This is a genomic window from Rhizobium sp. 3T7, from assembly GCF_020166565.1.
Taxonomy (GTDB): domain Bacteria; phylum Pseudomonadota; class Alphaproteobacteria; order Rhizobiales; family Rhizobiaceae; genus Rhizobium.
In genome coordinates this window covers 1-18,403 of record NZ_JAIQXS010000025.1, presented here as the reverse complement: position 1 = coordinate 18,403, position 18,403 = coordinate 1, and the positions used below count along the sequence as shown (strand labels likewise).

The 18,403-nt window shown below is 61.4% G+C and carries 19 protein-coding genes and 1 pseudogene; 11 read left to right on the top strand and 9 right to left on the bottom strand.

The annotated features are described in order from the left end of the window. Positions 1 to 176: 176 nt before the first annotated feature. Positions 177 to 1,868, bottom strand: a complete 1,692-nt coding sequence (locus tag K9B32_RS25065; protein WP_224567223.1) for a DEAD/DEAH box helicase — start codon at positions 1,866 to 1,868, stop codon at positions 177 to 179. Positions 1,869 to 2,202: 334 nt separating this feature from the next. Then, positions 2,203 to 2,613 carry a hypothetical protein gene (locus K9B32_RS25060; protein ID WP_224567221.1) on the bottom strand — a complete coding sequence of 137 codons (411 nt, stop codon included), beginning with the start codon at positions 2,611 to 2,613 and terminating at the stop codon, positions 2,203 to 2,205. A gap of 258 nt (positions 2,614 to 2,871) precedes the next feature. On the opposite strand from K9B32_RS25060, the gene K9B32_RS25055 reads away from it, so the two are divergent. After that, positions 2,872 to 5,730 carry a response regulator gene (locus tag K9B32_RS25055; RefSeq protein WP_224567218.1) on the top strand — a complete coding sequence of 953 codons (2,859 nt, stop codon included), beginning with the start codon at positions 2,872 to 2,874 and terminating at the stop codon, positions 5,728 to 5,730. On the opposite strand, the gene mnmD is transcribed toward K9B32_RS25055, so the two are convergent. Then, positions 5,727 to 6,443 (bottom strand): tRNA (5-methylaminomethyl-2-thiouridine)(34)-methyltransferase MnmD, encoded by a 717-nt coding sequence (mnmD, locus tag K9B32_RS25050; RefSeq protein ID WP_224567215.1) that lies wholly within the window; start codon positions 6,441 to 6,443, stop codon positions 5,727 to 5,729. The genes K9B32_RS25055 and mnmD overlap by 4 nt on opposite strands. On the opposite strand from mnmD, the gene K9B32_RS25045 reads away from it, so the two are divergent. From K9B32_RS25045 to K9B32_RS25005, 9 genes are all read left to right on the top strand, one after another. After that, the gene (locus K9B32_RS25045; RefSeq protein ID WP_224567213.1) at positions 6,442 to 7,620 is read left to right on the top strand and encodes an NAD(P)/FAD-dependent oxidoreductase; all 1,179 of its coding nucleotides are present in this window, start codon (positions 6,442 to 6,444) and stop codon (positions 7,618 to 7,620) included. The two genes, mnmD and K9B32_RS25045, sit on opposite strands and share 2 nt — an antisense overlap. Before the next feature lie 112 nt (positions 7,621 to 7,732). After that, a complete protein-coding gene (locus K9B32_RS25040) occupies positions 7,733 to 8,455 on the top strand; it encodes a DUF1045 domain-containing protein (RefSeq protein ID WP_224567210.1) in 723 nt (240 codons plus the stop codon). Positions 8,456 to 8,553: 98 nt separating this feature from the next. Next, positions 8,554 to 9,477 (top strand): allantoinase PuuE, encoded by a 924-nt coding sequence (gene puuE, locus K9B32_RS25035; RefSeq protein ID WP_224567208.1) that lies wholly within the window; start codon positions 8,554 to 8,556, stop codon positions 9,475 to 9,477. Further along, the gene (gene uraD, locus K9B32_RS25030) at positions 9,477 to 9,974 is read left to right on the top strand and encodes a 2-oxo-4-hydroxy-4-carboxy-5-ureidoimidazoline decarboxylase (protein WP_224567205.1); all 498 of its coding nucleotides are present in this window, start codon (positions 9,477 to 9,479) and stop codon (positions 9,972 to 9,974) included. The genes puuE and uraD overlap by 1 nt, the downstream gene beginning before the upstream one ends. Positions 9,975 to 10,025: 51 nt before the next feature. Further along, the gene (locus tag K9B32_RS25025; protein ID WP_224567202.1) at positions 10,026 to 10,316 is read left to right on the top strand and encodes a nucleotidyltransferase family protein; all 291 of its coding nucleotides are present in this window, start codon (positions 10,026 to 10,028) and stop codon (positions 10,314 to 10,316) included. Continuing rightward, entirely contained in the window at positions 10,313 to 10,675 is a 363-nt protein-coding gene (locus tag K9B32_RS25020) for a DUF86 domain-containing protein (protein WP_224567200.1), read from the top strand. The genes K9B32_RS25025 and K9B32_RS25020 overlap by 4 nt, the downstream gene beginning before the upstream one ends. 4 nt (positions 10,676 to 10,679) lie before the next feature. Beyond that, positions 10,680 to 11,180, top strand: coding sequence for an ureidoglycolate lyase (locus K9B32_RS25015; protein WP_224567197.1), 501 nt, complete (start codon positions 10,680 to 10,682; stop codon positions 11,178 to 11,180). Next, a complete protein-coding gene (gene uraH, locus K9B32_RS25010; protein WP_224567193.1) occupies positions 11,177 to 11,533 on the top strand; it encodes a hydroxyisourate hydrolase in 357 nt (118 codons plus the stop codon). The genes K9B32_RS25015 and uraH overlap by 4 nt, the downstream gene beginning before the upstream one ends. Positions 11,534 to 11,536: 3 nt before the next feature. Further along, positions 11,537 to 12,277 (top strand): metallophosphoesterase family protein, encoded by a 741-nt coding sequence (locus K9B32_RS25005; protein ID WP_224567191.1) that lies wholly within the window; start codon positions 11,537 to 11,539, stop codon positions 12,275 to 12,277. An 8-nt stretch (positions 12,278 to 12,285) separates the two neighbouring features. Here the strand turns inward: K9B32_RS25005 and K9B32_RS25000 are convergent, their stop codons facing one another. Next, positions 12,286 to 13,428, bottom strand: a complete 1,143-nt coding sequence (locus K9B32_RS25000; protein WP_224567189.1) for an alpha-hydroxy acid oxidase — start codon at positions 13,426 to 13,428, stop codon at positions 12,286 to 12,288. 76 nt (positions 13,429 to 13,504) lie between these two features. Beyond that, positions 13,505 to 14,158, bottom strand: a pseudogene (locus K9B32_RS24995) (zinc-binding dehydrogenase); the annotation flags it as partial. Between the two features lie 9 nt (positions 14,159 to 14,167). On the opposite strand from K9B32_RS24995, the gene K9B32_RS24990 reads away from it, so the two are divergent. Next, positions 14,168 to 14,890 carry a LysR family transcriptional regulator gene (locus tag K9B32_RS24990; RefSeq protein ID WP_224567187.1) on the top strand — a complete coding sequence of 241 codons (723 nt, stop codon included), beginning with the start codon at positions 14,168 to 14,170 and terminating at the stop codon, positions 14,888 to 14,890. 12 nt (positions 14,891 to 14,902) lie between these two features. Here the strand turns inward: K9B32_RS24990 and K9B32_RS24985 are convergent, their stop codons facing one another. The 4 genes from K9B32_RS24985 to K9B32_RS24970 are packed head-to-tail and all read right to left on the bottom strand — an operon-like array spanning position 14,903 to position 18,262. Continuing rightward, positions 14,903 to 15,241, bottom strand: coding sequence for a dihydrofolate reductase family protein (locus K9B32_RS24985; protein ID WP_224567185.1), 339 nt, complete (start codon positions 15,239 to 15,241; stop codon positions 14,903 to 14,905). A 2-nt stretch (positions 15,242 to 15,243) separates the two neighbouring features. After that, positions 15,244 to 16,551 (bottom strand): guanine deaminase, encoded by a 1,308-nt coding sequence (gene guaD, locus K9B32_RS24980; protein ID WP_224567182.1) that lies wholly within the window; start codon positions 16,549 to 16,551, stop codon positions 15,244 to 15,246. A 41-nt stretch (positions 16,552 to 16,592) separates the two neighbouring features. After that, positions 16,593 to 17,027 carry a COG3650 family protein gene (locus tag K9B32_RS24975; protein WP_224567179.1) on the bottom strand — a complete coding sequence of 145 codons (435 nt, stop codon included), beginning with the start codon at positions 17,025 to 17,027 and terminating at the stop codon, positions 16,593 to 16,595. Next, on the bottom strand, positions 17,024 to 18,262 hold the full coding sequence (locus K9B32_RS24970) for a urate hydroxylase PuuD (protein WP_224567176.1): 1,239 nt from the start codon (positions 18,260 to 18,262) through the stop codon (positions 17,024 to 17,026). Before K9B32_RS24970 ends, K9B32_RS24975 begins: the two co-directional genes overlap by 4 nt. Positions 18,263 to 18,403: the final 141 nt, after the last annotated feature.

The window sequence follows — 18,403 nt, the reverse complement described above, 5'->3', positions numbered from 1 at the left end:
AATGCCCCCCCGGCCTGAAGCCGACGCGCCCTACACGAGCACCGTCATGCTAACGCAGCTGAGCGGTTGCCACAAGGTAGGCTTGAAATGGTGAGGAGCCATCTGGCGGGCCGTCAGACGCGCAATAAAAACGGCGGGATCTCTCCCGCCGTCTACTGGTATCTCCTGCAAAACGCTTACGCGCGTTCGCGGCGCTGACCGCCATTGCCGCCGCGTGATGGGCCACCGCGGCGCTGGCCGCCGTTGCCTTCGCGACGTTCGCCGCGCTCGCCACCGCCAGCGTTGGCCTGTGCACCACGGTCTTCACCGTGCTTGCGGGCCGGACGACCGTGGGCGTTGCGCGCGCCACCACCGGGATGATGACGATTTGCATCACTGCCATTGGCATGATTGCCATGCTGCGGGCGCTGCGGCTTGCGAGCCGGGCCCGCTGAACGGAAGTCCGACGTCACCGCGAGATCGTTGTCAGGGCCTGACGTCACCGGTGCGGCCTCGCCACGGCGCTGGCCGCGGAAATCCTCGTTGCGCTGGGACTGGCGCTCCGGACGCGGCCGACGCTCGCGACGTTCCTCGTTGTTGGCACGCACTTCGCCGCCTTCGCCTTCGCGACGCGGACGACGTTCCGGACGACCGCCGGCGCGGTGGCCCTCGCCACGGCCTTCACCACCACGACCCTGGCCGCGGTTGCCGCCATTGCCATTGCCATTGCCGCGGCGCGGGGTCGCGTTCATGTTGGCAGGGGCTTCGCCGCTGGCAACAGCGATGTTGATGCTCATCAGCCGCTCGATGTCGCGCAGCAGGCGGGATTCGTCAGGCGCGCAGAAGGCAATCGCGATACCGTCGCGACCGGCACGGGCCGTACGGCCAATACGGTGGACATAGGCTTCGGCAACTTCGGGCAGGTCGTAGTTGTAGACGTGGCTGACGGCCGGAATGTCGATGCCGCGGGCGGCAACGTCGGTGGCGATCAGCGTCTTGATGTCGCCGTCGCGGAAGGCCTTCAAGGCGCGTTCGCGTTGGCCCTGGCTCTTGTTGCCGTGGATCGAAGCGACGGAATAGCCAACGTGATCAAGATGCTTCATCAGCTTCTCCGCACCATGCTTGGTGCGCAGGAAGACGATGGCGCGGCCATCCGGGTTTTCGGTAAGCGACTTCTTCAGGAGGTCCGTCTTGTCGTTCTTGCCGTTGACGAAGTGGACGTACTGCTCGACCTTGTCGGCAGCCTTGCCCGGAGGCGTCACTTCGACGGTGACCGGGTTGGTCAGGTATTCGCCGGCGAGATCGGCGATCGACTTCGGCATCGTCGCAGAGAAAAGCATCGTCTGGCGCTTCTTCGGCACCATCTTGGCGATCTTGCGCAGGTCATGCACGAAGCCGAGGTCGAGCATCTGGTCGGCTTCGTCGAGAACGAGATAGCGCACGGCGGTGAGGCCGATGGCTCGACGGTTGACGAGGTCGAGCAGGCGGCCGGGCGTGGCAACGAGGATGTCGGTGCCCTTTTCAAGTTGCAGCTGCTGCTTGTTGATCGACACGCCGCCGACGACGACGTTGATGCGCAGGTGCGACTTGCGCAAGAAGTTCTTGAGGTTGGTGGCGATCTGGTTCACCAGTTCGCGGGTCGGCGCCAGGATCAGCGTCCGGGTGGTGCGGTTGTCGGGGCGACGTTCTTCGGGGATGAGCTTTTCGATGAGCGGCAGGCCGAAAGCGGCCGTCTTGCCGGTGCCGGTCTGGGCGAGGCCGATGAGGTCACGGCCTTCGAGAAGAAGCGGGATCGCCTTTTCCTGAATGGGGGTCGGCGTTTCAATGCCGAGCTGGAAAAGAGTGGCGACGATCGGCTTGGAAACACCAAGCGATTCAAAATTGGTCAAGTCATAACCTTTTTAGGGCGCGCCAAAATAATATCGCCGGAACGCAGAGTGCGGCCCGGTGTCATTCTGGCGTCAAGAACCCCGCGTGAAGTGGGAACTTGTCTTGTTGGAAAAAGCTTTCCAGCGCTTCTGCCGCGTCTTGGGATGCGGCCTGTATGAAATGCGCTTTTGTCCTTCTTCCTGCATCCTATTTGCTGGCAGGGGCACGCTCACGCGGCGGCCGGAAGGTGAAAGCTGGCCTGCATTTGGTCTAGTTCGGGCCAAAAGTCAAGAGCCGCCGGCTCAAGGAGCGGCTGCGCGAAGGCCCTGTGACGCTTCGGACCAGCTTCAGTCCTCAGTAGCATACCCTTGCACGGTAAGCCTCGCCCCATCCGTTGCGCTGCCATTGAACATAACAACGGGGTGCGTAGTAGTCGCGGCGGTAGTACGGTCTGTAGTAGCTTCGATAGGCCGGATATGGGCGATAGTAAGATCCGTAATAGGGCCGGTAATAGGGCCGATAGTAGGAGCCGTAGTAGGGCCGATACACCGATCCGTAGTAAGGCCGATAGTATGGCCGCGGATAGTAGCCGTAGTTGGGGTAGGGACGTACAGCCTGCGACAGTAGGATGCCACCGACAGCCCCAGCCGCGACGCCGCCCCAGAAGTCACTGTTAGCGTTCGCGGGCGTTGCCGGGAGGAAGGTTGTCCCAGTCAGGGTCAATGCCATTAAGCCCGCCGCCATGCTTTTACGAAGTACGAACATGGTCGTCTCCTTTCGTTGACGAAGCTTGTTCTTGAAGCCGTCAGGAGAAGCCGTTCGGGTTTACGGGCCAGCTGAACGAGTTCATTTTAGAAACGACTGAAACTATACCACAGTTCCCGGATGTTTACTGCTTGTGACGATACAGCGCCGGCCAACACGCAAATTGCTCATGCCCTCGAGAATCATGGTTAAAGCCTTGTTAAAGCGGCGCGGCTATAGTCGTTCGACGAACAGACTTTGCCTGACCGAGGACTAATTTTGACATCGAACGGGGACCTTCTCGAACTGGCCTGCCGCCGGATCGCAGATCTGGATCGCCCCGCCTATGTCAAGAACAGCGAGCTTCGCTACGTCGCCGTCAACGGGGTCTATGCGTCCTTCTTTGGAAAGGAGATCTCCGATTTTATCGGTCGCCGGAGCCGCGAACTGATCGATACGCCGGACGAGGAGACCCGCGAGGACAAGGAGCGGCGCGCTCTCGTCTTTGCAAGCGAGGAAAGCGCCGTTTGCTTCGATTCCCGTCGTGGCGAGCACGAGCGGGTGCGCATTGAGAGCTTCTCGCCCTCCGAAGACCGTGTCTACGTGCTCGGCATCTTCGAGAGAAGGGCGCCACGCCATAAGGGCGATAACCGGTCGGTGTCCAATCCTACCCCATCGGCATCGGATGCAGCACGCAGCCAGGCCCTGACAGAGGATCTGCAAAGCATCCTTGGCGCTCTACCCGTCGGCGTCATGATTCTCGACGACGAACGCGACGTCCTCTATGCCAATGACGAATTCTACGATGTCTGGGATCTGCCGCGAGACGAGCGGTTCGACGGCTGGGCCTTCATTGACGTCATTCGTCGCAATCACCAACTTGGACGCTACGGGGACAGGCTGACACCGGAGCAGATTCTTGCGCGACGGGAGGCGCATTTTGCCACCGCGGGACAGGAAGAGCCGGTAGAACTCGGCTGGGTCAACGGTAAGCGGGTCCTGTTCGAGGGCCGCCGCCTTTCCAACGGGCGTGTCCTGCTTTCATACATGGACGTTACCGCGGTCCGCCTGCGAGAGAAGGAAATCCATGAAACGCGGGCGGCCCTGGCGCGTCTGGGTGACTTGATGGATGACGCGACGCGGGCGATGTCGCAGGGCCTCCTGATCGTTCAGGACGGGATCATCCTGCTCGCCAGCGACCCGCTCAGCGACATCCTCGCCATTCCGCCCGAGTACCTGACGGTCGGCCGAGGATGGATCGACCTCTTCCGGTTCTGCGCTGAGCGGGGGGATTTTCATGGCCAGGAGGAGGAAATCCTCACGAGTTGGCGAGACAACATCGCGGCCAAGAAACCGATTTCGACGCCATTTCATGTCGCTGGAGAGCGTTGGGTCAACCTGGACGCTACCATCAGCGAGCGGCAGCATTGGATTGCGTTGTTCACCGACGTCACCGAAGCGAAGCAACGTGAGGCCGAGCTCGAGCGGCTGCTGTCACGGGCGGAAGCCGCTGACCGCGTCAAGTCGGAGTTCCTGGCGAACATGAGCCACGAGATCCGGACACCGATGAATGGCGTCCTCGGCATGGCTGAGCTGTTGGCAAAAACCGATCTCGATACGCGCCAGAAGACGTTCATCGATATCATCGTCAAATCAGGCAATGCGCTGGTGACGATCATCAACGACATTCTCGACTTCTCGAAGATCGATGCCGGACAGATGACGCTCAGGCGCACGACGTTCGATCTGGTTGACGCGATTGAGGATGTTGCGACCCTCTTGTCTTCATCTGCGGCGGAAAAGAATATTGAATTGCTTGTGCGCACGGCGCCTGATTTGCCGTCGGCGGTGATTGGCGACGCGGGACGCTTCCGGCAGATCATCACCAATCTCATCGGCAATGCCGTAAAGTTCACGGAGCGCGGTCACGTCCTTGTGGACGTTTGCTTCACGCCGGGTGCGCAAGATGAGATCATGGCGAGTATCCGGGTCGAAGATACCGGCATTGGTATTCCAGGCGACAAGCTTGAGTCCATTTTCGACAAGTTCTCGCAGATCGATACATCCTCCACGCGTCGCCACGAAGGAACGGGCCTTGGCCTTGCCATCACGACAGGGCTGGTTGACCTGTTCGGCGGCTACCTCGAGGTGGACAGTCAGCCGGGGGAAGGCTCGGTCTTTACCGTGAACCTGCCTTTCGTCGTGGCCGCGGCGCGGTTGGCTCCAAAGCCGCTGCCCGTCAACGTGAGGGGGGCGCGTGTTCTCATTGTTGACGACAACGCGGTCAACCGGCAGATACTGACTGAGCAATTGGCTGTTTGGGGCTTCGATGGAGCGGCCGCCGGGGATGGACTGGAGGCCGTTGCGATCCTCGAGGCGGCCGACGAGCTTGGCATCGAGATCGATGCGGTTGTGCTCGACTACCAGATACCCGGCATGAACGGCGCCGAGATCGCGCGAAAACTGCGTGCGGACTGCCGGTTCGAGCGCTTGCCAATCATCTTCCTGACGTCGATGGACATTTCAGGGACGGAGAAGGACTTCGCGGCGCTGAATGGCCAAGCCTATCTCATGAAGCCGGCGCGGGCCAACGTCATGAGGAACACAATCGTCGACGTCGTGCGTACCAGCCGGACGAAACAGATCGCCACGGCGGTCAACATGTTTCCCAATGTTCAGGAGACAGCACCGTCGCTGCTCCCCAAGGTCGAGTCTTCCGAAAGAATGCCGGCGGGGTTCATTGATGTGCTGGTCGCCGAGGACAACGAGGTCAACCAGATCGTCTTCAAGCAGATCCTGCAGAAAACCGACGTCAGCTTTCTCGTCGTCAGCAACGGCCAGGAGGCGGTGGAGGCGTGGGATCGCTACACCCCGCGCATCATCATGATGGATGTCTCGATGCCGGTGATGAACGGCCATGATGCGACGCGAGCAATACGTGATCGCGAGCGCGGACAAGGCCATCGCGTGCCAATCATCGGCGTGACGGCGCATGCGCTGGATGTCGACCGTGATCTCTGCCTGGAGGCCGGCATGGATGATTGTATGTCGAAGCCGATCAGCCCGGAACTGCTCGAAGAAAAGCTGGGGCTATGGCTGGGCAGAAGTGAGCAGCAGTCGGACCGCTCGGCCAGCTAGGATTTGATGCCACAGAGCATCTCACGTTTTCCCGCAAAGCCGCTGCGGCGCTCCACCACAAAACCGGCGGCAATCAGATTGCGCCTGACGAAGCCCGCCGCCGCATATGTCGCGAAGGTCCCGCTAGGCTTCGTCTTCTCGCAGACGAGGCGCATCAATTCCGCAGACCACATGTCGGCATTGCGTGACGGGGCGAAACCATCGAGATACCAGGCATCGAAATCTGCCCGCGCCGCTGCCACACTTTCGAGGGCACGGCCGCAGACGACGCTGAGACATGTATGGTCATCGAGCCTCAAGGATACCGTTCCTTGCGGTGTGTCGGGCCAGGCTGCCGTCAGCGCGTGTCGTTCGGCATCGATCTCGGTCCAATGAGAAAGTGCACGGTCGATTTCCCAGCGCTGCATCGGATAGAGCTCGAACGACATGAAGTGCAGTTGCTGCCCGATGCGCCGATTGAGCTTCCACTGTCGCCATGTTTCGGCAAAGTTCAGGCCGGTGCCGAAGCCAAGTTCGCCAATCAGGAAATCACTCCTGTTTTCCCAGCGCTCCGGCAGGCCATTGCCGCTCAGGAAGACATGCCCGCACTCCAGCCTGCCATCGGTCTGGCAATAAAAATGATCGCCAAAGGCCGGTGAATAGGGCATATCGCCGTCGCGCCACTCCAACGGCTCATGTGCGCCAGCGATTTTTTCAGGATCTGTATCTGTCATGCCCAAAGCCGATAGTCCGGCCTTGTCTTCCGGTCAATCATCGACCGCCCTGCTGATTGTCGGCGGTGGGATCATGGGGCTGTGGGCGGCAGTTCACGCGGAAAGGCTGGGTATCGATGCAGTGCTCGTCGATGCCGGTCGGCTTGGCCACGGTGCGAGCGGCGGCCTGCTCGGCGCGCTGATGCCCCATATGCCGGACAAATGGAACGCCAAGAAGCAATTTCAGTTCGATGCGCTGGTTTCGCTGGAAGCGGAGATTGCCGCGTTGGAACAGCAGACGGGCCTTTCCGCCTGCTATCGCCGCTCTGGGCGCCTTATCCCGCTGCCGAAGCCGCATTTGCGTGAGATCGCCTTTGGTCATTCCCGCGATGCCGACGATAGCTGGATCGCGGGCGAGCGGCGTTTCCACTGGCACGTCCTCGACAGGCCTCCCCAGGACAATTGGCTCGACGCAGCGGCCGGCGAAAGCGGCTTCGTGCACGATACGCTTGCGGCAAGGGTTGCCCCCCGATCGCTGACTGCAGTACTGGCCGCATCGACGCGCGACGCACGGCATGTGCGGGTTGCCGAATATGTTTCGGTCGATGATATCGATTTTGAGCGCAAGGTTGCGAAAACGACCGCAGGTAACATTGCGTTCGGCCGCTGCATCGTCGCAGCCGGTCACGAATCCTTTCCCTTGCTGGGGCGTTACACCGCCGGTCTTGTGCGGCCGCTCGGCCAGCCCGTCAAAGGGCAGGCGGCGTTGTTGAAAGCCGATGTCGACCCATCCTTGCCGACCATCTTCCGTGACGGGCTCTATATCGTTGCACACGAGGGCGGCCACGTCGCTGTCGGCAGCACCAGCGAGAATCGTTTCGACGAGCCGTTCTCGACCGATGGACAGCTCGACGCACTGCTTGAGGCGGCCGGACAGCTGGTGCCGCTATTGAAGAGTGCGCCTGTGCTTGAACGGTGGGCCGGTTTGCGGCCGAAGGCAATCGACCGAGATCCGATGATTGGCGTGCACCCTGACTACGACGGCCTGATCGCTTTGACCGGTGGCTTCAAGGTCAGCTTCGGCTTGGCGCACCGTCTAGCGGCCGCAGCGGTCCACCTAGCCGCCGGTCTTCAGCCGCCCTTTGCGCTGCCCGAAAACTTCCTGTTTGCCAATCACATCCGCGTGGCTTCACGCTAAACGTGAATTAGCATTTCCTGCCTTTCGTCAATTTGTCACGCAAATCACCTATCTGCTAGCGCAATCGCGGCGCCGACGGAGGGCTGCGCCGTTTGTCTACGGAGGAAATTTGATGCGCTACGCCATTTGCTTTACGCCCGCTGCGAGCGACCCGCTCTCGCATGTGGCCGCAAATTGGTTGGGTCGGAACGTGTTTTCCGGCGATATGGTCGAGCCGATTGCGATACGTGGCCTGAGCATTCACGAGATCGCCTTTCATACGGCCATGCCACGCCGCTATGGTTTTCACGGTGTCCTGAAGGCGCCCTTCCGCCTGGCCGCCGATGTGACAGAGGCGCAACTTCTGCGTGATCTCATGCGCTTCTGCGGCACGCTGACGCCGTTTCACATCAATCGGCTGGAGGTGGCCCGGCTCGGTGGATTCTACAGCCTTGTGCCGTCGCTGCCTTGCGAACACGTCCACTATCTTGCCAATGCCGTTGTTCAGGAGTTCGACCGGTTCCGCGCGCCGTTGAGCGAGGCGGAAATCGAGCGCACCGATCCGGGCGGTCTGTCGGCGGCGCAGTTCGCCAATCTGCACCGCTGGGGAAGCCCCTATGTGATGGACGAATTTCGCTTCCATATGCCGCTGACCGGACCGGTCAGCCATTGTGACCTGCCACGGCTCGAGCGCGCGCTGCGCAACGTCTTCGAGCCCGTGCTTGCCGATTCCGTGAAGGTCGCCAATGTCGCGCTGATGATCGAGGAGGGAAATGGCGGACCGTTTCGCGTGCATTCGCTGCATCCGATGGGCAAGGTCAGCGCCCGGAAAGATCGCGTCCCCGCGCTAGCCTAAGAGTTGTGCCACAACCGCAAAACTCTGTTGCGTACTTTCCGTCTCGACATTCCGTCTCCGGGTGTTACCGTTTCACCGACTTTCAGGAAGGTGATTTCATGGTATCCGAGACTTATCCGCGCAATCTGATCGGTTATGGACGCAATACGCCCGATCCGAAGTGGCCGGGCGATGCGCGCGTGGCCGTCCAATTCGTCATCAATTACGAAGAGGGCGGCGAGAGTTGCATTCTCGATGGCGATCCAGCCTCCGAGAACCTGCTGTCGGAAATTGTCGGTGCTGCAGCCTGGCCGAGCCAGCGCAACCTCAACATGGAATCGATCTACGAGTATGGTTCGCGCGCCGGCTTCTGGCGCTTGTGGCGTATGTTTACCGAGCTCAAGGTTCAGGTCACCGTTTATGGCGTGACGCTGGCCATGGCGCGCAACCCCGAAGCGGTCGCGGCCATGAAAGAGGCCGGCTGGGAGATCGCCAGCCACGGTTACCGCTGGCTGGAATACAAGGACTTCCAGGAGGACGTCGAGCGCAAGCACATTCAGGAAGCCGTGCGCCTGCACACGGAACTGACCGGCGAGCGCCCCTACGGTATGTATCAGGGTAAGCCCTCAGACAACACGCTGCGCCTCGTCATGGAGGAGGGCGGTTTCCTTTATTCCTCGGATTCTTATGCCGACGACCTGCCGTTCTGGGTGAAGGGCATCGACGACAAGCCGTTCCTGATCATCCCCTATACGCTCGAGACCAACGACATGCGTTTCGCCACACCGCAGGGCTTCAACTCGGGTGATCAGTTTTTCACCTACCTCAAGGATGCCTTCGATACGCTCTATGAAGAGGGTAAGGCGGGCAGCCCGAAGATGATGTCTGTCGGCCTGCATTGCCGCCTCGTCGGTCGTCCGGGCCGCGCGGCGGCGCTGAAGCGGTTCATCGAGTATGTGCTCAAGCACGACAAGGTGTGGGTGCCACGGCGTATCGAGATCGCCCAGCATTGGCACACCAACCACAAGGCGGAGGCAATCTGATGCTGTCGCGTGACGAGTTCGTATCGCGTTACGGCGGTGTTTTCGAACATTCGCCGTTCACTGCCGAGCGCGCTTATGACGACGGTTTCGTCGGCGACGAGTTGACGGTGGACCGGGTGCATACGGCACTCGTCGCCATCTTCCGGGCGGCAAGTGAGGAGGAGCGGCTGGGCGTGCTGCGCGCCCATCCTGATCTTGCAGGACGTCTGGCGATAGCGGGCGAACTCACCGAAGACAGCAAGAAGGAGCAGGCAGGCGCAGGGCTCGACCGACTAAGCGCGGAGGAACATGCCCGTTTCACCGAGCTCAACACGGCCTATGTCGAGAAATTCGGCTTTCCCTTCATCATTGCCGTCAAGGGCTTGAACAAGGACGACATTCTGGCGGCCTTCGAAAAGCGCATCGGCAACACTCGCGACGAAGAGTTCGACACGGCCACGGCTCAGGTCGAGCGCATCGCGTTGCTGCGACTGGAAACGATGCTGCCGGCGCGTTGAAACAAACGTCTCCGACTTTTCTCTTTCGCATCCGTGACTTATAGTTGCGCCATGAAGCCGTCAGAAGTGCTGGAGAAGAACAGGCAGGCGATCCGTGAAGCGACGAAGCGCTTCGCCGCGGCAAATGCGCGTGTCTTCGGTTCTGTGGCGCGAAGGGAAGATCGGCCGGACAGCGATCTGGACATTCTGGTGGATACCTTGCCAGGCACTACCTTGTTCGATCTAGGAGGGTTGCTTGAGGAGTTGACAGAGACGCTTGGTATCGAGGTCGATCTTGTAACGCCCGGTGGCCTGCCGGAGAAAATACGCGAACGCATTCTTTCGGAAGCGGTCGTTGCATGAGCGTCGAGCGGCTGGTGGAGTACATCGATCGCATGCAGCAGGCCGCTGAACAAGCACGCGCGCTAACCGAAGGTTTGAACAAAGAAACCTTTCTGGCGGACCTTAGAACCCAGCTGGCTGTCACAATGTCCCTCGTCCTTTTGGGCGAGGCAGCGGCTCGCATCGGTACGAACCACCCTGATTTCCTTCGCGATCATCCAGAACTCCCCTGGTCGAAAATAGAGGGAATGCGGAATCTGATTGTGCACGACGACCATCGTGCAGATCTTTCGGCGATTTGGGGTACGGTGCGAAGCGATCTGGCGGATCTGATCTCGCAGCTTCAAGCGATACGCCATTGGCGCATCCAAGGCGAATAGTGAAATGTCTCAATTACTCGATATTCTTCCCCTCACCAAATCCGCCTTCGCGCCCTTCGGCGACGTTATCGAAGCAGATCCGGCAACGATGCGCTATATCAACAACGGCACGACCGAACGGTTTCATGCGCTGGCCGCCGCCGAAGCGGCAGGCGAGGGTGCACGCGTCATCATCAACCTTTTTCGCGGCCGGCCCCGGGCCTTTCCCTATGAAATCGGCATGATGGAGCGGCATCCGTTCGGCAGCCAGAGCTTTTCGCCGATTTCCGCTCGTCCTTACCTTGTTGTCGTCTCCGAGGACGAGGGCGACAAGCCCGGTCGCCCGCGGGTATTCCTGGCGCGGGGCGATCAGGGCGTGAACTATCGCCGCAACGTCTGGCATCATCCCTTGATGTCGCTCGGCGCCGTCAGCGATTTTCTCGTCGTCGACCGCGAGGGGCCTGGCAGCAATCTGGAAGAATACGCCTTCGAAACTCCCTTCATCATCAGCGAGCCGAGCCTATGACCGGACTGACCACCCACGTCCTCGATACAGCCTCCGGCAAGCCAGCCGAAGGGCTGCGGATCGATCTCTTCCACCTGGAAGGAGACGTCCGCCGGCACATCAAGACGGTCAACACCAATTCCGACGGCCGTGTCGATGGGGGGCCGATCCTGATCGGCGACAGCTTCAAGGCGGGAACCTACGAACTGCTCTTCCATGCCGGCGATTACCTGCGTGCAAAAGGTATCGCTTTGCCGCATCCAGCGTTTCTGGATCTCGTGCCCATCCGCTTCGGCATCGCCGACGTGACCGCGCATTATCATGTGCCGCTATTGATCTCGCCTTACGGCTACTCGACCTATCGCGGCAGCTAGACCATGCGTTTTGCGGCGATTGCGGACATTCATGGCAACCATCTGGCGCTCGAGGCTGTATTGGCCGACATTGTGGCGCAGGGCATCACCGATATCGTCAATCTCGGCGACTGCTTCAGCGGTCCGCTGACAGCAGGACGAACCGCGGAACTGCTGCGGGCGCAGGACATGCTGACCGTCCGCGGCAATCACGATCGCTACCTGATCGAACGGCAGCGGGACGCCATGCATGCCTCGGATGCGGTCGCATTCGATCAGCTGACAGTGGATGACCTGCAATGGTTGCGCAGTCTGCCGACGAATGCGGTCTACCGTGGCGAGGTCTATCTCTGCCACGCGACACCGGCGGACGACAGCACCTATTGGCTGGAGTCCGTGTCTACGGAAGGCCATGTGTTCCTGAAGCCGCTTACGGAAATCGAGGCGCTGGCCAAGGGCGCGGATTTCCCGCTGATCCTCTGCGGCCACAGCCATATCCCGCGAGTGGTCCGCCTCAGCGACAACAGGCTGATCGTCAATCCCGGCAGCGTCGGCTGCCCCGCCTACGACGACGACCTGCCGCGCTACCACAAGGTCGAGACCGGCCATCCGCTCGCGTCCTATTGCATCCTCGAGAAGGGAGAGGCTGGCTGGCTTCCGGCTTTCCGCACTGTCGCCTACGACCACATGGCCATGTCGCGCCTCGCAAAAGAAAACGCCCGCCTGGATTGGGCGGGCGCGCTTGCGACGGGTTGGATGCCGTAGCTCTCTCTTTACTGACGGCCGAGCAGGATCGACGCGTTGACGTCGTTGATGTCGCGCTTGCCGCAGAGCGCCATGGTAACATCCATTTCCTTGCGCAGGATGTTAAGGGCAAGCGTCACGCCCTCCTTGCCCATGGCACCGAGGCCGTAGAGGAAGGGGCGGCCGATATAGGTGCCCTTGGCGCCGAGGGCGACTGCCTTCAGCACGTCCTGGCCTGAGCGGATGCCGCCGTCCAGGTGCACCTCGATCTTGTGGCCGACGGCATTGACAATTGGCTCCAGCATGCTGATCGAGGAGGGGGCGCCGTCGAGCTGGCGGCCGCCGTGGTTGGAGACGATGATGGCGTCGGCGCCGGTTTCGGCCGCCGATTTGGCGTCCTCGACGTCGCAGATCCCCTTGATGATGAGCGGGCCGCCCCATTGTTCCTTGATCCAGGCCACATCGGCCCAGGAGAGCTGCGGGTCGAACTGCTCGGCGGTCCAGGAGGAGAGCGAAGAGAGATCGGAAACGTTCTTGGCGTGGCCGACGATGTTGCCGAAGGTGCGGCGCTTGGTCTGCAGCATGTCCAGGCACCAGAAGGGGCGCGTCGCCATCTGCCAGATGTGTTTCGGCGTGAACTTCGGCGGTGCGGACAGGCCGTTGCGCAGGTCCTTGTGGCGCTGGCCGAGGATCTGCAGGTCGGCGGTCAGCACGAGGGCAGAGCACTTCGCCGCCTTGGCGCGGTTGATCAGGTTCAGCACGAAGTCCTTGTCGCGCATCACGTAGAGCTGAAACCAGAACGGCTTGGTGGTGACCGAGGCGACGTCCTCGATCGAGCAGATGCTCATCGTCGACAGCGTGAAGGGAACGCCGAATTCCTCGGCGGCGCGCGCCGCCAGCATTTCACCGTCGGCGTGCTGCATGCCGGTCATGCCGGTCGGCGCAAGCGCCACCGGCATCGCCACTTTCTGGCCGATCATCGTCGTCTCCAGCGTCCGGTTCGTCATGTCGACGAGCACGCGCTGGCGCAGCTTGATCTTGGCAAAATCGCTCTCATTCGCCTGATAGGTCGACTCCGTCCAGGCACCGGAATCCGCATAGTCGAAAAACATCTTCGGGACGCGGCGCTGGGCGAGGCTTTTTAAGTCGGCGATCGTGAGAGGCGTGGCCATGGATAAGACTTTCACATCTGAATAATGCCATGGCCCTTAACATGATTTCCGAGGCTTTGTGTATCTCTTTCGTCGCCTACGGAACAAGAATCAGGCTGCCTGCGGCACGCCCTTCTTCGAGGAATTGCTGGGCTTCTGCTGCCGCCTCCAGAGCGTATTCGCGGGCGATCGTTGCGGTGATGCCGGAGGCCAGCATTTTGACCACTGCTTCGGCTGCGCTCAGATAGTCCGCGGTATCCGTGATGTAGGCCATGATGCTCGGATGCGTCAGCCATTTGCCGGGGCGAAGCTCGTCGACCGAGACAGGCGGGATTGGCCCGCCGGCCTGTCCAATCGTTGCGACGACCCCGAATGGACGGACGGATTGGATGGATTTTGCGAGCATGCCGGCGCCGATGCCGTCATAGGCAACTTCGACCCCGCGATTGCCGGTCAGCGCCTTCACGGCGGCGACGACGTCCGCGTCGCGGCCGACGATCACGTGATCGGCACCATAGCCACGCGCGAGATCAGCCTTTTCCTCCGAGCTTGCGGTTCCGATCACCGTGGCGCCGAGGTGCTTGGCCCATCGCACGAGAACACTTCCAAGCCCGCCGGCGGCGGCATGGACAAGCACGGTGGTTCCCGGCTGGACGCGGTAGGTCTTCGTCAACAGCATATAGGCCGTCATTCCCTTCAGCATGGATGCGGCCGCGAGGTTTGAAGGGACGCCATCGGGCAGGCGAACGGCGAGGAACAGATGGGTGTGAAGCTGGTGGATCGGCGTGGCCGCCGCATCGTGCTGACGCAAGAGGGTGAGCGGGTCGCCGGAATGGCGGAGCGTATGGGGCAGGAGGCGCTTGCCGTCGAACGGCTGGGGCTTGCGGCCGGCGCGACGCTTTCAGGGGAGGTCCGGATCAGCGCGCCGCCGACACTCGCCGCCGCAATGCTGCCGACAGCGCTTGTTGCCTTGCGAGCCCGCCACCCCGATATCGGCATCACTATCGTTGGCGAGACGCGCTACGCCTCGCTCGACAGGCGGGAGGCGGATATTGCGGTTCGCATGACGAAGCCGGAGCAGGGTAACTTCGTCATCAGCAAGCTTGGAGATGTCGCCTTCGGCTTCTATGCCACGGCCGCCTATCTGGCGGCGACGCCGAACGAGCAGAGAACGTTTATCGCCTATGACGAAACGATGGCGAGCGCGCCGCAATCGATGCGGCTTGCCGAGGCGACTGAGGGGAGGAAGGTGACGCTCAGGGCAACGACGCTGGAATTCCAGCTGGCGACGGCACGCGCCGGCGGCGGCATCGCCATGCTGCCGAATTTCATGCTGGCCGACCTTGACGACCTGGTCGAGGCGATCCCTCAGCGGCAGCCGCTGACGCGTGAACTCTGGCTGGTCGTGCACGCCGACATCCGTAACGTGCCGATCATCCGGGTTGTCATGGACGCGCTGAAGTCGATTGCGTGGTCGAAATAGCGGCCGCCAGCATTATCGTGGGCGATGGCGCAGGTAGACGACGTCGCCTTGGAGTTGCTCGACCGAAACAAGCGACAGGCTCGTTGCCGGCACGGCGGCGCGGTCGAAGATCATCGGCATGCTCCTGCTCCCGTCGGCAGCAGGCAGGATCAGCAGGCTGATCTCGTCGATGAGCCCTGCGGACACGAAGCTGCCGTTGATGCCGCCCCCACCCTCGAGCAAAAGCCGGTCAATGCCGACGTCGGCACGGAGGCAGTCGCCGGCTTTCGCCTGCTCGTGAACGCGCTTCGCTACCGGGCGTGAGACGTGCTGCGTCTGCCCGCCGCCTGCGGGCGACCTGTCGCCGCGCAACCTCAGATCGCACTCTTGGCCGCAACGCCCGCCACGTAGGTCTCGACGATCGCGCGGTCGTCGCCCATGGTTTGCAGCAGGAACAGTTCTTCCGGCAGCGTCTTCACGACCTCCATCTTCAGCGCCATGGCGGGCGTTGCGGCGGCGTTGAGGACGACGATATCGGCGTCCGAGCCGACATCGAGCGTGCCGATCCGATCGGCGAGCGAGAGCGACCGGGCGTTGCCGAGCGTCATGTGGTAGTAGCTTTCCAGTGGGTTCAGGCGTTCGCCAAGCAGCTGCTGGATCTTGTAGGCCTCGTCCATCGTGCGCAGCATGGAATAGCTTGAGCCGCCGCCGATATCGGTGGCGACGCCGATACGTACCGGTTTTTCGCGGCGGGCGAGCGCCTTCAGCGGGAAGAGGCCAGAGCCGAGGAAGAGGTTCGAGGTCGGGCAATGCACTGCGACCGAGCCTGCCTCGCTCATCGCATCGGCCTCGCGATCCGAGAGATGGATGCAGTGGCCGAAGAGCGTCTTGTCGCCGAGCAGGCCGTAGCCTGCGTAAATATCGGTGTAGTCGATCGCCTCGGGATAAAGCTCGCAGGTGAATTTGATTTCGTCGTGGTTTTCCGAGAGGTGCGTCTGGATGTGCAGATCGGGAAACTCGTGGGCAAGCGCCTGCGTGGCTTCCATCTGCGCCGGCGTCGAGGTGATCGCGAAGCGGGGAGTGATGGCCACATGGTTGCGACCCTTGCCGTGCCATTCGGTGATGATCTGGCGGGTCTCGTCGTAGCCCATCTGAGGCGTGTCGAGCAGGCCCTGCGGCGCGTTGCGGTCCATCATCACCTTGCCGCCGACCATGCGCATGTTGCGTTTCAGCGCTTCTGCGAAGAAGGCATCGGCTGAGGTCTTGTGGACGGAGCAATAGGCGACGGCCGTCGTCGTCCCGTGACGCACGAGCTCGTCGTAGAAATGCGTTGCGATACGTGCGGCATGGGCGCTTTCGACGAAGCGGCATTCCTCCGGGAAGGTATAGGTATTCAGCCATTCCAGCAGGTTTGCAGCATAAGAGGCGATCACCTGCATTTGCGGGAAATGCAGGTGCATGTCGATGAAGCCCGGCATGATCAGATGCGGACGATGATCGACGGTCACGGTATCGACGGGGGCCTGCGCGCTCACCGTGTCATAGGCGCCGCAGGCAACGATCAGGCCGTCCTTGATCAAGAGGGCACCGTCGCTTTCGTAGAGGTAGCTTCCGCTATCGCCAAGGTCTTGTGGGACACGCAGGAAGGAGAGGAGGCGGCCGCGGAGAAGGGTGTGTGTCATGGCTTTCTGCCTCTCGATTGTCTTGTTGCGCGGCTTTCGCGTCAGGGCGCCGGCTGGGCGGCGATGGACGCCGGCGTGGCGGCGCAGCCGTACATGGTCTTGTCTCCGAACACCAGAACCGCGTTCATCGCGTAGTGGCGATCGGACATGCCGTCTGAGCAATCCCCTTTGGTCAGCGTCAGCTTGAACGGTGTCGGTCCGTCGGCGACTGCCCACGTGGCACGATCGTTCTCGATGACTGGACCAGGGTTGGCGCTCTTGACGTCCTCGACACCCGGACGGCTGAACGTGAGACCGTCGGCACGGATCTTGATCGCCCAGAAGGGCTCGGTACCGAGCGCGTTGAGCTCACCGGCGAAATCGCCTGCATTTGCTGTCGGGCTGCTTGCCGCCGCCGTCGTCGCATCCGCACCGCTCTGGCCGCAACCGGTCAGAGCGGAGGCGAGGAGCATGACGCGAAGGGCGGCTGACATCATTCCTGCTTGCCTTCGACTGCGCTTTCGAACCAGGCGACGAGCATCTTGCGCTCATCCGGGGTGATATCGGTCACGTTGCCGGGTGGCATGGCGTGGCTGCGGCCCGCCTGTATATAGATCTCGCGCGCATGAGCGGCAATTTCCGCATCGGTTTCAAGCATGACGTTGTTCGGCGGACGGGCCAGTCCTTCATAGACCGGTTCGGCGGCATGGCACATGGAACAGCGCGTACCGACGAGCTGCTTGACCGCGGGGAAATGCTGGTCGCCAGCGAATTGCTGGAAGGCGGGAGCAACCGCCTGCGCATCCTTCTCGCCAGTCAGCACCTTCGGTACGGTCGACAGCCACATGATCAGGACGAAGAGAATGACGGTGACGATCCAGGTCCAGGTCGGGCGGCCCTTGCGCGCGTGCGTCGTGTTGAACCAGTGACGGATGGTGACGCCCATCAGGAAGACGAGGGCGGCGATCACCCAGTTATAGGCGGTGCCGAAGGCCAGCGGATAGTGGTTCGACAGCATGAAGAAGATGACGGGCAACGTCAGGTAGTTGTTGTGGAGCGAGCGCTGCTTGGCGACCGCGCCATATTTCGCATCGGGCGTGCGCCCGGCAATCAGGTCGGCAACGACGATCTTCTGGTTCGGGATGATGATCATGAAGACGTTGGCCGACATGATCGTTGCCGTGAAGGCGCCCAGATGCAGGAAGGCGGCGCGGCCGGTGAAGAGCTGCGTATAGCCCCAGCCCATAAAGACGATCACGGCGTAGAGCACGACCATCAGGCCCCAGGTGTTCTTGCCGAGCGGCGACTTGCACAGCAGGTCGTAAACTATCCAGCCGACGGCCAACGAGGCGAGCGAGATCAGGATCGCCACCGGCGCGCTGATGTCGAGCACATGGCGGTCGATGAGGAAGAGGTCGGCGCCGCCGTAGTAGACGATGCAGAGCATCAGGAAGCCGGAGAGCCAGGTGAAATAGCTTTCGTACTTGAACCAAGTCAGGTGCTCGGGCATCTGCGCGGGTGCCACGAGATACTTCTGGATATGATAGAAGCCGCCGCCATGGACCTGCCATTCCTCGCCATAGGCGCCGGGCGGCAAATGCGGCCGCTTCACCAGGCCGAGGTCGAGTGCAATGAAATAAAAGGACGAGCCGATCCAGGCAATCGCGGTGATGACGTGGAACCAGCGGGCGGCAAAGGCCAGCCATTCCCACGCGATGGCATATTCATACATTGAGTTCCCCTGTTCTTCCTCCGACTCGTCACATTGCAGAAAGTCGTGCCAGGAGGAAAGGGGATTGGCGATCACTTGGAGCTAATGCCGGGAATAACGCAAAGCCGATCGTGGTAACGAACTTTTGAAAAGCCCCACGGG

What these genes read in the sequence shown, in the direction of transcription:
- K9B32_RS25020 (WP_224567200.1), top strand. Translation starts at nt 10,313, where the DNA reads ATGAGCGTCGAGCGGCTGGTGGAGTACATCGATCGCATGCAGCAGGCC.
- K9B32_RS25015 (WP_224567197.1), top strand. Translation starts at nt 10,680, where the DNA reads ATGTCTCAATTACTCGATATTCTTCCCCTCACCAAATCCGCCTTCGCG.
- K9B32_RS24990 (WP_224567187.1), top strand. Translation starts at nt 14,168, where the DNA reads ATGGGTGTGAAGCTGGTGGATCGGCGTGGCCGCCGCATCGTGCTGACG.
- K9B32_RS24975 (WP_224567179.1), bottom strand. Translation starts at nt 17,027, where the DNA reads ATGATGTCAGCCGCCCTTCGCGTCATGCTCCTCGCCTCCGCTCTGACC.
- K9B32_RS25060 (WP_224567221.1), bottom strand. Translation starts at nt 2,613, where the DNA reads ATGTTCGTACTTCGTAAAAGCATGGCGGCGGGCTTAATGGCATTGACC.
- K9B32_RS25025 (WP_224567202.1), top strand. Translation starts at nt 10,026, where the DNA reads ATGAAGCCGTCAGAAGTGCTGGAGAAGAACAGGCAGGCGATCCGTGAA.
- guaD (WP_224567182.1), bottom strand. Translation starts at nt 16,551, where the DNA reads ATGACACACACCCTTCTCCGCGGCCGCCTCCTCTCCTTCCTGCGTGTC.
- mnmD (WP_224567215.1), bottom strand. Translation starts at nt 6,443, where the DNA reads ATGACAGATACAGATCCTGAAAAAATCGCTGGCGCACATGAGCCGTTG.
- K9B32_RS25005 (WP_224567191.1), top strand. Translation starts at nt 11,537, where the DNA reads ATGCGTTTTGCGGCGATTGCGGACATTCATGGCAACCATCTGGCGCTC.
- K9B32_RS25000 (WP_224567189.1), bottom strand. Translation starts at nt 13,428, where the DNA reads ATGGCCACGCCTCTCACGATCGCCGACTTAAAAAGCCTCGCCCAGCGC.
- K9B32_RS25040 (WP_224567210.1), top strand. Translation starts at nt 7,733, where the DNA reads ATGCGCTACGCCATTTGCTTTACGCCCGCTGCGAGCGACCCGCTCTCG.
- K9B32_RS24970 (WP_224567176.1), bottom strand. Translation starts at nt 18,262, where the DNA reads ATGTATGAATATGCCATCGCGTGGGAATGGCTGGCCTTTGCCGCCCGC.
- K9B32_RS25045 (WP_224567213.1), top strand. Translation starts at nt 6,442, where the DNA reads ATGCCCAAAGCCGATAGTCCGGCCTTGTCTTCCGGTCAATCATCGACC.
- puuE (WP_224567208.1), top strand. Translation starts at nt 8,554, where the DNA reads ATGGTATCCGAGACTTATCCGCGCAATCTGATCGGTTATGGACGCAAT.
- uraH (WP_224567193.1), top strand. Translation starts at nt 11,177, where the DNA reads ATGACCGGACTGACCACCCACGTCCTCGATACAGCCTCCGGCAAGCCA.
- uraD (WP_224567205.1), top strand. Translation starts at nt 9,477, where the DNA reads ATGCTGTCGCGTGACGAGTTCGTATCGCGTTACGGCGGTGTTTTCGAA.